Annotated in this window: 11 protein-coding genes; 7 read left to right on the top strand and 4 right to left on the bottom strand. The window is 74.7% G+C overall.

Translation table 11 applies throughout. From position 1 onward, the window contains the following. Positions 1 to 50: 50 nt before the first annotated feature. Both KJS59_RS00175 and KJS59_RS00170 read right to left on the bottom strand, forming a co-directional pair. Positions 51 to 1802, bottom strand: coding sequence for an ABC transporter ATP-binding protein (locus KJS59_RS00175; protein ID WP_213450122.1), 1752 nt, complete (start codon positions 1800 to 1802; stop codon positions 51 to 53). 123 nt (positions 1803 to 1925) lie between these two features. Beyond that, positions 1926 to 2321 carry an ankyrin repeat domain-containing protein gene (locus KJS59_RS00170; RefSeq protein WP_213450121.1) on the bottom strand — a complete coding sequence of 132 codons (396 nt, stop codon included), beginning with the start codon at positions 2319 to 2321 and terminating at the stop codon, positions 1926 to 1928. Between the two features lie 17 nt (positions 2322 to 2338). Between KJS59_RS00170 and KJS59_RS00165 the strand changes: the two genes are divergently transcribed. Beyond that, positions 2339 to 3409, top strand: a complete 1071-nt coding sequence (locus KJS59_RS00165) for an alcohol dehydrogenase catalytic domain-containing protein (protein WP_213450120.1) — start codon at positions 2339 to 2341, stop codon at positions 3407 to 3409. Here the strand turns inward: KJS59_RS00165 and KJS59_RS00160 are convergent. After that, positions 3396 to 5090: an ABC-F family ATP-binding cassette domain-containing protein gene (locus KJS59_RS00160; RefSeq protein WP_213450119.1), complete on the bottom strand. Its 1695-nt coding sequence runs from the start codon at positions 5088 to 5090 to the stop codon at positions 3396 to 3398. The two genes, KJS59_RS00165 and KJS59_RS00160, sit on opposite strands and share 14 nt — an antisense overlap. 125 nt (positions 5091 to 5215) lie before the next feature. Here KJS59_RS00160 and KJS59_RS00155 point away from each other — a divergent pair, with 125 nt between their 5' ends. Continuing rightward, positions 5216 to 6181: a pirin family protein gene (locus tag KJS59_RS00155; protein WP_213450118.1), complete on the top strand. Its 966-nt coding sequence runs from the start codon at positions 5216 to 5218 to the stop codon at positions 6179 to 6181. A 3-nt stretch (positions 6182 to 6184) separates the two neighbouring features. Here the strand turns inward: KJS59_RS00155 and KJS59_RS00150 are convergent, their stop codons facing one another. Further along, on the bottom strand, positions 6185 to 8512 hold the full coding sequence (locus tag KJS59_RS00150) for a Tex family protein (RefSeq protein WP_306345131.1): 2328 nt from the start codon (positions 8510 to 8512) through the stop codon (positions 6185 to 6187). A gap of 240 nt (positions 8513 to 8752) precedes the next feature. Here KJS59_RS00150 and KJS59_RS00145 point away from each other — a divergent pair, with 240 nt between their 5' ends. The 5 genes from KJS59_RS00145 to gcvH are packed head-to-tail and all read left to right on the top strand — an operon-like array spanning position 8753 to position 12111. After that, a complete protein-coding gene (locus tag KJS59_RS00145) occupies positions 8753 to 9370 on the top strand; it encodes a CDP-alcohol phosphatidyltransferase family protein (RefSeq protein ID WP_213450116.1) in 618 nt (205 codons plus the stop codon). After that, positions 9367 to 10338, top strand: a complete 972-nt coding sequence (locus KJS59_RS00140) for a DUF881 domain-containing protein (protein ID WP_213450115.1) — start codon at positions 9367 to 9369, stop codon at positions 10336 to 10338. Before KJS59_RS00145 ends, KJS59_RS00140 begins: the two co-directional genes overlap by 4 nt. After that, the gene (locus KJS59_RS00135) at positions 10335 to 10667 is read left to right on the top strand and encodes a small basic family protein (RefSeq protein ID WP_213450114.1); all 333 of its coding nucleotides are present in this window, start codon (positions 10335 to 10337) and stop codon (positions 10665 to 10667) included. Before KJS59_RS00140 ends, KJS59_RS00135 begins: the two co-directional genes overlap by 4 nt. 3 nt (positions 10668 to 10670) lie before the next feature. Further along, complete coding sequence (locus tag KJS59_RS00130) at positions 10671 to 11705, top strand: DUF881 domain-containing protein (protein WP_213450113.1); 1035 nt, start codon at positions 10671 to 10673, stop codon at positions 11703 to 11705. Between the two features lie 25 nt (positions 11706 to 11730). Continuing rightward, on the top strand, positions 11731 to 12111 hold the full coding sequence (gene gcvH, locus KJS59_RS00125) for a glycine cleavage system protein GcvH (protein ID WP_213450112.1): 381 nt from the start codon (positions 11731 to 11733) through the stop codon (positions 12109 to 12111). Positions 12112 to 12289: the final 178 nt, after the last annotated feature.

Raw genomic sequence — 12289 nt, 5'->3', positions numbered from 1 at the left:
CGCCGGCCGCCGTCGAGCGGAGTCGCTCGGCGGCACCGCGGCGGGTCAGCTCACGAGGCGGTCGCCAGGAACTGGGTCGCCGCCAGTTCGGCGTAGAGCGGGTCCGCGGCGACCAGTTCCGCGTGGGTGCCGACTGCCCGCACCTTGCCGGCGTCCATCACCACGATCCGGTCGGCCATGGTGACCGTGGACAGCCGGTGCGCCACCACCAGCACGGTGGTGGACCTGGCCGCGTCCGCCACGGTCTCCCGCAGCGCCGCCTCGTTCACCGCGTCGAGTTGCGAGGTGGCCTCGTCCAGCAGGAGCAGCCGCGGCCGGCGCAGCAGCGCCCGGGCGATCGCGACCCGCTGGCGCTCGCCACCGGACAGCTTGGTGCCGCGGTGCCCGACCGCCGTCTCCAGGCCCTCCGGGAGGCGGGCGACCAGCCCGTCGAGCCTGGCCGTGCGCAGCACCTCGCACAGGCGCTCCTCGGTCGCGTCCGGCGCGCCGTAGAGCAGGTTCTCCCGCAGCGACCCGGACAGCACCGGCGCGTCCTGCTCCACGTACCCGATCGCGGCCCGCAACTCGGCGACCGGCCAGTCCCGCAGATCCCGCCCGTCCAGCGTGATCCGGCCCGCGTCCGGCCGGTAGAACCGCTCGATCAGCGAGAAGACGGTCGTCTTGCCGGCGCCGGAGGGGCCCACGAACGCGGTCATGCCGCCCGGCGGCACCGCGAACGTGACCCCGTGGTGCACCTCGGGCAACTCGTCCCGGTACCGGAACCGCACGTCCTCGAAGCCGACCGAGGCCGGGTGGGCGCCGGCCGGCGGCAGGCCCGACGGGACCGCCTCGGGCTCGACCGGCAGCCGCTCCGCCTCCTGGATGCGCCCGACGGCGGCGGCGCCGATCTGGTACTGGGTCACCGTCTGCACCAGTTGGCCGATCGGGGCCATGAGGTAGAACACGTACAGCAGGAACGCCACCAGCGTGCCCACGTTGATGTGTCCGCTGGCCACCCGGGCGCCGCCCACGCTGAGCACGGCGATGAACGCCGCCTGGGCGGCCAGGCCGGCGGTGTTCCCGGCCAGCGCCGACCACTTCGCGGCCCGCACGCTGGCCCGCCACGCCTCGGTGGCGGCGGCCTGGATCCGCTCGCCCTCCCGGTGCTCCGCGCCGGACGCCTTGACCGTCCGGAACGCGCCGAACAGCCGCTCCAGCGCCGCGCCCATCACGCCGACCGACTCCTGCGCCCGCCGCGCCGCCCGGTTGATCCGCGGTACCACGAGGCCGATCACCACGCCCGCCAGCACCAGCGCGGTCAGCGTGACCAGCAGCAGGACCGGGTCCAGCAGCGCCATCAGGACCACCGTGGCGACCACGGTCACCACCCCGGTCACGCCGCCGACCAGGGCGGACGTGGTGACCTCGCGCAGCAGCGTGGTATCGGCGGTGACCCGGGACATCAGGTCGCCGGGCTCGCTGCGGTCCAGCGCGGGGATGCTCAGCCGCAGCAGCCGGGCGGTGAGCGTGCGCCGGGCGGTGAGCACCACCGACTCGGCGGTGCGGCGCAGCACGTACGCGCCGACCGCCCCGATGCCGGCGTTGGCCAGCACCAGCAGCGTCATCAGCAGCAGCAGGCCGGTCACCGAGCGGCCGGCGCCCAGGTCGTCGATCAGCGCGCGGGCGACCAGCGGCAGCGCCAGCCCGGAGGCGCCGGTCACCAGGCTGAGCGCACCGCCGACGACCAGGCTCCACCGATACGGGCGAACATATGACAAAAGGACCCGCCAGGTCGGCCGATCCGTGGGATTCTCCCCGTTCACGCCGTGAACAGTACGTCGCGGGCGCCACCACCCACCGAGGACGCCGGCCGATCCGTTACCCGATCGGAAGACTCACGGTCGGGCCGGGCGGCGCCGCCGGACAGGTACCCGGGCGTGCCGGGGTCAGGCGCGGCCCTCCAGGAGCGCCAACATCTCGGGCAGGTTGTACCGGCGTGCGGTCTCGACCGCCGACGCGCCGCCGGCGCGCGGGTCCGCACCGGCCGACAGGAGCGCCTCGACCGACTCGCGGGACCGCCGCAGCACCGCGGCGCTCAGCGGGGTCTGCCCCCGGTCGTTGTACCGGTCCGCGTTCGCGCCCCGGGCCAGCAGCGCCCGGACCGTCGCCGGGTGGTCGTGGTGCGCCGCGAGCAGCAGCAGGCTGTCGCCCTTGTCGTTGGTCAGGTTCACCGGCAGGCCCGCGTCGACGTAGCCGGCCAGCTCGTCGGTGCGCCCGTCCCGGGCGAGGGCGAACATCCGGCGGGCGGCCGCCAGCGTGTCGGCGTCGGGATCCTCGGCCACGGGTCCAGCCTAGGTGCGTGCGTGCCGTGATGTTCGAGGACTTCGGTCAACCGCCCCGGGTGCGTGCGGTGCCCGACCCGGTGCCGCCGCCCGACGGCGCGGTCATCCGGGTCGCCGCGACCGGCCTGTGCCGCAGCGACTGGCACGGCTGGCGCGGCCACGACCCGGACATCGTCCTGCCGCACGTGCCCGGGCACGAGTTCGCCGGGGAGGTCGCGGCCGTGGGCGCCGAGGTGCGCGGGTGGCGGCCCGGCGACCGGGTCACCGCGCCGTTCGTGTGCGCCTGCGGGCGCTGCCCCGCCTGCCTCGCCGGCCAGCAGCAGGTCTGCGAGCGGCAGACCCAGCCCGGGTTCACCCACTGGGGCTCGTTCGCCGAGTACGTGGTGGTGCGGGAGGCCGACATCAACCTGGTCCGCCTGCCGGACGACCTCGACCACGACGCCGCGGCGAGCCTCGGCTGCCGCTTCGCGACCGCGTTCCGGGCCGTGGTGGCGCAGGGCCGGGCGCGGCCGGGGGAGTGGGTGGCGGTCTACGGCTGCGGCGGGGTGGGCCTGTCCGCGCTGCTGATCGCGGCCGCCGCCGGTGCCCGTACGGTCGCCGTGGACGTGTCGCCCGCGGCGCTGGACCTGGCCCGGCGCTGCGGCGCCACCGCCGTCGTCAATGGCTCCGCCGCCGCCGCGGCCGCCGGCGGCGGGGTCGGCGACGCGGCGACCGGCTCCGGCGTGGTCGCCGCGGTGCGGGAGGTGACGGGCGGCGGCGCCCACCTGTCGATCGACGCCCTCGGCAGCGCCGCCACCTGCGCCGCGTCGGTCGCGAGCCTGCGGGTGCGGGGCCGGCACGTCCAGGTCGGGCTGCTGCCGTCGCCCACCGCCGTGCCGATGCACCTGGTCATCGCCCGCGAGCTGGAGATCCTGGGCAGCCACGGCATGCCCGCCCACGCCTACCCGGAGATGCTGCGCCTCATCACGGACGGCCGACTGCGCCCCGGCGACTTGGTCACCGGCGGGCTGACCCTGGAGGAGGCGCCGGCGGCGCTGATGGCCGTGGACGGCCCCACGCCGCCCGGCATCCGGCTCATCCGTCCGTGACCCGGCCGTCCCGCACCACCAGGTGCCGCGTGGTGTGCACCGCCGCCAGCATCCGGCGGTCGTGGGTCACCAGCAGCAGCGTCCCCGGGTAGCTGGCCAACGCCGACTCGAGTTGCTCGATGGCCGGCAGGTCCAGGTGGTTGGTCGGCTCGTCCAGGACCAGCAGGTTGACCCCGCGCGCCTGGAGCAGCGCCAGCGCCGCCCGGGTACGCTCGCCCGGCGATAGCGTCGCGGCCGGGCGCAGCACGTGGTCGCGGCGCAGGCCGAACTTCGCCAGCAGCGTCCGCGCGTCCGCCGGCGGCATCGCCGGAACCGCCGCCCGGAACGCGTCCACCAGCGGCTCGTCGCCGAGGAACAGCCCGCGCGCCTGGTCCACCTCGCCCACGATCACGCCGGGCCCGAGCGAAGCCTGCCCCTCGTCCAGCGGGACCCGGCCCAGCAGCGCGCCCAGCAGTGTGCTCTTCCCGGACCCGTTCGCCCCGGTGATCGCCACCCGGTCCGCCCAGTCGATCTGCAACGTCACCGGGCCGAGCGTGAACCCCCGCCCCGCCGAGCCCGCCTCGCCACCGCCGGTGGCGGCGGCGTCCCCGCCGGGGGCGCCGAGGCGGACGACCGCGTCGCGGAGGGCCGCGACGACCGCGCCGGAGCGCGGCGCAGCGGCAATCTCCATCCGCAGTTCCCACTCCTTGCGCGGCTCCTCGACCACGTCCAGCCGCTCGATCAGCCGCTCCGTCTGCCGCGCCTTGGCGGCCTGCTTCTCCGCCGTCTCGCCCCGGAAGTGCTTCACGTGCTTGTCCGGGTCGGTCGCCTTGCGGCGCGCGTTGCGGACGCCCTTCTCCATCCACGCGCGCTGCATCCGGGCCCGGGCCTCCAGCGCCGCCCGCGTGTCCGCGTACTCCTCGTACTGCTCCCGCGCGTGCCGGCGGGCCGTTTCCCGCTCCACCAGGTACCCCTCGTACCCGCCGCCGTAGTGGCGCACCCGCTGCTGCGCCAGGTCCAGTTCCACCACCCGGGTCACGGTTCGGGTCAGGAACTCCCGGTCGTGGCTGACCAGCACCGTCCCGGCCCGCAGCCCGGTCACGAAGCTTTCCAGCCGGTCCAGGCCGGCCAGGTCCAGGTCGTTGGTCGGCTCGTCCAGCAGGAAGATGTCATACCGGCTGAGCAGCAGCGACGCCGTCCCGGCCCGGGCCGCCTGGCCGCCCGAGAGGGTGGTCATCGGCTGGTCCAGCCGCACCCCCAGCCCCACCTCGTCGGCGACCTGCTCGGCGCGCTCGTCCAGGTCCGCCCCGCCCAGGTTGAGCCAGCGTTCCAGCGCCGCGGCGTACGCGTCGTCCGCGCCCGGCCGCTGTGCCGCCAGCGCCTCCGTCGCCGCGTCGAGCACCGCCTGCGCGGCCGCGACGCCGGTACGCCGGCCCAGGAGATCCCGCACCGTCTCACCCGCTCGCCGCTCCGGCTCCTGCGGCAGGTACCCGACGGTGGCGGTGGGCGGGTTCAACTGAACCGTGCCCCGCTCCAGGGGGACCAGCCCGGCCAGCGACCGCAGCAGCGTCGACTTGCCGGCCCCGTTGGCGCCCACCAACCCGACCACGTCGCCCGGCGCGACCACCAGCTCCAGGTCCGAGAACAGCACCCGGTCGCCGTGCCCGGCGGTGAGATCCCTGGCGATCAGCGTCGCGCTCATGATCCGCAATCCTACCGATTCCCAGCCTCCTAGGACGCCTTACGGGCTGTGCCGCACTCGCCCCCTCGTGCGGTGCGGCGCGCCGAGCGGGAGCCCACTACCGGCGGGCGGCGTAGATTGCGGGCATGACCACCGTGGAGCACGGACCCGCCGAGACGGTCACGCTGGCCGGTGCGCCGACCAACCTGCTGTTGCCGGGCCACGACGTGCCGATCGGCCGGTACACGACGGTCCGCCGGCTGCTGCCGCAACGCGCCCGACGGATGGTGGGCGCCTGGTGCTTCGTCGACCACTTCGGACCCGACGACGTGTCCACCAGCCCGGGCATGCGGGTCGCGCCGCACCCGCACACCGGTCTCCAGACGGTGAGCTGGCTGGTGGAAGGGGAGATCCTGCACCGGGACAGCGTCGGCAGCGTCCAGCCGGTCGCCCCGGGCCAACTCAACCTCATGACCGCCGGCCGGGGCATCGCGCATTCGGAGAACTCGCCGCCCGTGCGCCCGCCGTCGATGCACGGCATCCAGTTGTGGATCGCGCTGCCCGAGGACGCCCGGCACACCCCGCCGCGCTTCGAGCACCACCCGGCCGTACCGGTGGTCAGCGAGGCCGGCGCGACCATGACCGTGGTCGTCGGCTCGCTGGCCGGCGAGGCGTCGCCGGCGCGGGTGCACACGCCGATCCTGGGGGTCGAGATCCTCCTGCCCGCCGGCGCGTCGGTGCGCCTGCCGCTGGAGCGCTCCTTCGAGTACGGGATGCTCGCCATGACCGGCGCGGCGCGGGTTGCCGGCGTGCCGCTGGAGCGTGGCTCCCTGCTCTACCTCGGCACGGACCGCCCAGAACTGACCGTCGAGGCCGACCGGCCGGCGCGGCTGTTCCTGCTCGGCGGCGAGCCGTTCGCGGAGCCACTGGTGATGTGGTGGAACTTCGTCGCCCGCGACCACGACGAGATCGTCGCCGCCCGCGAGGACTGGATGGCCGGCCGGCGCTTCGGCGCGGTGGCCGACGACCCGGACGAGCCGCTGCCCGCCCCGGCCATGCCGACCACCCGCCTCAAGTCCCGCACCCGCGACGGCTCCTTCCTGCCCCGCTGACCCTCAGGCCAGGCCGGCCCGGCGCAGCGCGTCCGCGAGCGCGGTGTCCGCCGGCGCCTGCCGGCCACCGCCCCGCTGCTGGCCGCCCCGCTGCTGTTGGCCGCCGCGCTGGCCGCGCTCCCCGCCGCGCCGGTCGCCGCCGGCCGCCGGGGTCGCCTCGTCCTCCAGGCGCATGGTCAGCGAGATGCGCTTGCGCGGGATGTCCACGTCCAACACCTTGACCTTGACCACGTCGCCCGGCTTGGCCACGTCCCGGGGGTCCTTGACGAACGTGCGGGACATGGCCGAGACGTGCACCAGGCCGTCCTGGTGGACGCCGACGTCGACGAACGCGCCGAACGCGGCCACGTTGGTGACCACGCCCTCCAGCACCATGCCGGGGCGCAGGTCCGCGAGGGTCTCGACGCCGTCGGCGAAGGTGGCCGTCTTGAACGCCGGGCGCGGGTCCCGGCCCGGCTTCTCCAACTCGGCGAGGATGTCCGTCACGGTGGGCAGGCCGAAGTGCTCGTCCACAAAGGACTCGGGCTTGAGCGCGCGCAGCAGCGACCCGTTGCCGATCAGCGAGCGGATGTCACTCTCGGTCGCCGTCACGATCCGGCGGACCACCGGGTACGCCTCCGGGTGCACGCTCGACGAATCCAGCGGGTCGTCGCCGTTCGGGATGCGCAGGAAGCCGGCGCACTGCTCGAACGCCTTCGGACCGAGCCGGGGGACGCCCTTGAGCGCCTGGCGGCTGCGGAACGGCCCGTGCTCGTCGCGGTGCAGAACGATGTTGTACGCGAGCACCTCGCCGATGCCGGAGACCCGCTTCAGCAGCGGCACCGAGGCGGTGTTCAGGTCCACCCCGACGCCGTTGACGCAGTCCTCGACGACCGCGTCCAGCGACCGGGAGAGCTTGGCCTCGGAGATGTCGTGCTGGTACTGGCCGACGCCGATCGACTTCGGGTCGATCTTGACCAGTTCGGCGAGCGGGTCCTGGAGGCGGCGGGCGATGGAGACCGCGCCGCGCAGCGAGACGTCCAGGTCCGGCAGTTCCTGCGAGGCGTACGCGGAGGCCGAGTAGACCGACGCGCCCGCCTCCGAGACGACCACCTTGGTGACCTTCAGGTCGGGGTGGTGCTTGATCAGGTCGGCGGCGAGCCGGTCGGTCTCCCGCGACGCGGTGCCGTTGCCGATCGCGACCAGTTCGACCCCGTGCGCCCGGGCCAGCCGCTCCAGGGTGGCGATCGAGGCGTCCCACTGCCGGCGCGGCTCGTGCGGGTAGATCGTGTCGGTGGCCACGACCTTGCCGGTGGCGTCCACGACGGCGACCTTCACGCCGGTGCGCAGGCCCGGGTCCAGGCCCATCGTGGTCCGGGTGCCCGCGGGGGCGGCCAGCAGCAGGTCCCGCAGGTTGGCGGCGAACACCCGCACGGCCTCGTCCTCGGCCGCCTGCCACAGCCGCATCCGCAGGTCGATGCCGAGGTGGACGAGGATCCGGGTGCGCCAGCCCAGCCGGACCGTGTCCAGCAGCCAGCGGTCGCCCGGGCGGCCCGCGTCGGCGATGCCGAAGCGGTGCGCGATCCGCTCCTCGAAGCTGCTCGGGCCGGGCACCACGGGCGGCTCCTCCGGCTCCAGCGTCAGGTCGAGGATCTCCTCCTTCTCGCCCCGGAACATCGCGAGCACCCGGTGCGAGGGCAGCTTGGTGAACGGCTCACCGAAGTCGAAGTAGTCGGCGAACTTGGCGCCGGCCTCGGCCCGCCCGTCGCGGACCTTCGCCACCAGCCGGCCGCGCGACCACATCCGCTCGCGCAGGGCACCGATCAGGTCGGCGTCCTCCCCGAAGCGTTCGATGAGGATCGCCCGGGCGCCGTCCAGCGCGGCGGCCGCGTCCGCGACGCCCTTCTGCGCGTCCACGTACGCCTCGGCGGCGGCGCGCGGCTCGAGCGCCGGGTCCGACAGCAGCGCCTGCGCCAGCGGCTCCAGCCCGGCCTCCCGGGCGATCTGCGCCTTGGTCCGCCGCTTGGGCTTGTACGGCAGGTAGATGTCCTCCAGCCGGGCCTTGGAGTCGGCGGCGAGAATCTGCGCCCGCAGTTCGTCGTCGAGTTTGCCCTGGCTCTCGATCGACTCCAGGATCGCCGTGCGGCGCTCCTCCAGTTCGCGCAGGTAGCGCAGCCGCTCCTCCAGCGTGCGCAACTGCGCGTCGTCCAGGCTGCCGGTCACCTCCTTGCGGTACCGGGCGATGAACGGCACGGTGGAGCCGCCGTCGAGCAACTCCACCGCGGCCGCCACCTGGCGCTCCCGGACGGCCAGCTCCTCGGCGATCCGCTGCGATATCGAAACCTGTGACACGTTCACTTCCTCACGACGGACGGTCGCCGAGCATTCTGCCGCTCCGGTGTGACGTTGTCGCGCCGGCCGGCCGTGTGATTCACAACGTCCGATGGGATCCGCCGGCGGACCTGCCAGCGGCGGCGACACGGCCCGCCCCGGCCGACCGGTCCGCGCGCGGGCGGGTAGGCTCGCGCGGTGGCGGCGCCCGGCCGGGGCGGCGCCAGCGGATGGCCCGTGCTGGCGACGGAGGGAGGCCCGGTGCCGCGCGTAACGCCCGCCGGACCGGCCCGCACCGACCGGGTCCTCACGGTGCCGAACGCGATCAGCTTCGCCCGCCTGATCGGCGTGCCGCTCTTCCTGTACCTGTTCCTCGTGGCGCACCGGGACGTCGCCGCGATCGTCGTGCTGGCCGTCGGCGGCACCAGCGACTGGGTGGACGGGTACGTGGCGCGCCGGCTCAACCAGGTCAGCCGCCTCGGCGAGCTGCTGGACCCGCTGGCCGACCGGCTCTACATCCTCGCCACGCTGCTGGCCCTCACGGTCCGGGAGGTGGTGCCCTGGCCGTTCACCGTGGCGCTGCTGGCCCGCGAGGCCGTGCTCGCGGTCAACGTGGCCGTGCTGCGCCGGTACGGGTACGGCCCGCCGCAGGTGCACTACCTGGGCAAGACCGCCACCTTCATCCTGCTGTTCGCGTTCCCGGTGCTGCTGCTCGCGCACGTGCTGACCGGAACGGCGGCCACCGTGTCCGGCGCCATCGGCTGGGGCCTGGCCTGGTGGGGTCTGGTCCTGTACTGGATCGCCGGCCTGTTGTACCTCGGCCAGACCGTCCGGGTGGCCCGGTCCGCGCGCCCCGAGCCGGGAGCCGGTGCGGCGTGAGTGGGCCGAAGGAGGAGTTCGACCCGAACTCCGACCCGGCCGCACCCAGCGAATACGGCGGCACCCGCGGCGGTCGCTACCCGGCGGACTTCCTCACCGAGCTGTTTCGCACCCCGCTGGACCCGAGCTACGCGGCGGCGGCCCGGCAGCGCGAGCGGCTCGGGCCGCCCGGCCCGCGTGAGCGGCTCACCGGCCGGGGGCTGACCGCGATCGTCCTGGTGCTGGTCGGCTTCCTGCTGGCCGTCGCGTACCGGCACGCGCTGGCCGACGAGCCGAACCGGGCGCGTGCCCGGGCCGGGCTGGTCGGGCAGATCAACGAGATGCAGCGCGACACGGACACCCTGCAGATCCACGCCGACCAGCTGCGCGAGGAGGTCGCCCGGCAGCGGGCGGCGGCCCTGTCCGGCACCGAGGCGGCCGAGCTGCGCGACCTGGAGGCGGCCACCGGCCTGGCCCGGGTGAGCGGGCGCGGCGTCGTGGTGCGGGTCGCCAACGCGCCCTCGTCCCAGGACGCGATCACCGGCAAGTCCGGCAACGATCCCGGGCGGGTCCTCGACCGGGATCTCCAGCAGATCGCGAACGCCCTGTTCGCCGGCGGCGCCGAGGCGGTCGCGGTGAACGGGCAGCGGCTGACCGCCACCTCCACGATCCGGGCCGCGGGTGGGACGATCCTGGTCGATTTCCGCCCGGTCACCAGCCCGTACGAGGTGTCGGCCATCGGGCCGGACGACCTCGCCGACTACTTCCGGGCCTCCTCGGTGGCGCACCTGCTCAAGGCGCTGGCCGACGCCCACGGCATGGGGTACCAGGTGCGCGGGGTGGGGAAGGTGACCCTGCCCGGCGCGACCGAGCCGCAGCTGCGCAACGCCACACCCCTGCACCCGGGCGTCACCTCGTCCGGCCCGGCGGCGTCCTCCCCGGCGCCGACCGGATCCCCCTCCGCCGCTCCCACGGAAGGTGGCCGATGATCGCTGTTTTCGCCCTGCTGGTCGGCGTCGGGCTCGGCATCTGGTTGGAGCCGACGGTGCCGGTGGGCCTGCAGCCCTACCTGCCGATCGCGGTGGTCGCCGCGCTGGACGCGGTGTTCGGCGGCATCCGCGCCCGGCTGGACGGGATCTTCGATGACAAGCAGTTCGTCATCTCGTTCATCTCCAACGTCCTGGTCGCCGGCGTGATCGTGTACGTGGGCGACCAGCTCGGGGTCGGCGGGCAGCTGTCCACCGGTGTGGTGGTCGTGCTCGGCGTGCGGATCTTCGGCAACGTCGCGGCGATCCGCCGCCACCTGTTCCGGGCGTAGCCGATGGCCGACGACGAGAAGACCACCCGCCTGCCGACGGGCGGCGCCGGGGCCGACGGCGTCGCCGATCCGGACGCGCAGACCGTGCCGATCACCCCGCCGCGGCCGGCCGCGGCGCCGGACCCGGCCGACGAGCCAAAGCCGGCCGGGTCGCAGCCGCCCGCACCGGAGTCTTCCGGGTCGCTGTCTTCCGGGTCGGAATCTGCCCGGTCGGAGTCCGCCACCGCGGGCGAGCCGGCGGCATCGGAGCCGGCCGGTGAACCCGCCCCGGCGGCCGGGCCGAGAGGCTCGCTCCTCGCCGCGGTGGCCGGGGCGAACGGCTCGCTCCTCGCTGCGGCGCTCCGGCAGCGGCTCACCGGGGCCGGCGCGATCATCGCGGTGCTCATCGCGCTGCTCGGCTTCACCCTGGTCGTGCAGTTGCGCAGCAACACCACCGACCCCACCCTGGCCACCCAGCGCCAGGAGGATCTGGTCCGGATCCTGTCCGACCTGGAGGCCAAGGACAAGCGCCTGCGGGACGACATCTCGCGGCTGGAGAACAGCCAGCGGGAGCTGAACTCGGGCGCGCAGGGGCGGGAGGCGGCGTTGCAGGCCGCCACCGAGCGTGCCGACCAGCTCGGCATCCTGGCCGGCACGCTGCCGGCCCGGGGGCAGGGGCTGCGACTGCGGTTCGAGGCGGTGCGCAAGCCGATCCGGGCCGAGGCGCTGCTCGACGCCGTGCAGGAGCTGCGCGGCGCGCAGGCCGAGGCGATGCAGGTGCAGGGCAGCGACGGGCAGGCGGTGCGGATCATCGCGTCCACGTCGTTCCTGGACAAGGACGACGACGTGATCGTGGACGGCGTCCGGCTGCGCGCCCCGTACACGATCACGGTGATCGGCGACCCCGAGACGATGCGCACCGCGCTGAACATCCCGGGCGGGGTGGTCGAGTCGGTGAGCGGGGCCGGCGGTACCGTGATCTTCAGTCCGGCCGGCGAGGTGGATGTCACCGCGCTGCACGGCCGGCCCACCCTCCAGTACGCCAAGCCGGTCTCGTGACCGGACGAGTCGATGGGACAGATGGTTGATTCCGGAGCAGCTGCGGTACACCGCCGAGCACGAATGGGTGGCCGACGCCGGCGCCGGCCGGGCGCGGGTGGGCATCACCCACTTCGCGCAGGACTCGCTCGGCGACATCGTCTACGTCCAGCTCCCCGAGCCGGGTACGGCGGTGGCCGCCGGCGCCTCCCTCGGCGAGGTGGAGTCGACCAAGAGCGTGTCGGAGATCTACGCGCCGGTCTCGGGCACCGTGGTGGCCCGCAACGACGCGCTCGCCGACACCCCCGAGCTGGTCAACTCGGACCCGTACGGCGAGGGCTGGCTGATCGAGATCGCGCCGGAGGATCCGGCGGCGGTGGGCCAGCTGCTCGACGCGGCGGCCTACCGGCAGCTGACCGAGGGCTGAGTCGCTCCCGCTGGCCCCGCCAACCCCGCCCGTCCCGACCGAGCACAGTTGTCCGCACGTCCGGTTGACCCCCGATTTCGCACCTGGCTAGGCTCGCTCAGTCGACCGGACGGGCAACCGACGAACGACCCCACCGACCGAGCGCCGCGCGTGCGGACCTCCAGTCCGCCGCTCGGGG

This window comes from Rhizomonospora bruguierae, from assembly GCF_018397995.1.
In the GTDB taxonomy this organism is placed as follows: domain Bacteria; phylum Actinomycetota; class Actinomycetes; order Mycobacteriales; family Micromonosporaceae; genus Rhizomonospora; species Rhizomonospora bruguierae.
This window is presented reverse-complemented; position numbering and strand designations above follow the sequence as displayed.

Excerpts from the sequence above, each read along its gene's own strand:
- KJS59_RS00160 (WP_213450119.1), bottom strand. The coding sequence starts at position 5,090 with ATGAGCGCGACGCTGATCGCCAGGGATCTCACCGCCGGGCACGGCGAC.
- KJS59_RS00155 (WP_213450118.1), top strand. The coding sequence starts at position 5,216 with ATGACCACCGTGGAGCACGGACCCGCCGAGACGGTCACGCTGGCCGGT.
- KJS59_RS00135 (WP_213450114.1), top strand. The coding sequence starts at position 10,335 with ATGATCGCTGTTTTCGCCCTGCTGGTCGGCGTCGGGCTCGGCATCTGG.
- KJS59_RS00130 (WP_213450113.1), top strand. The coding sequence starts at position 10,671 with ATGGCCGACGACGAGAAGACCACCCGCCTGCCGACGGGCGGCGCCGGG.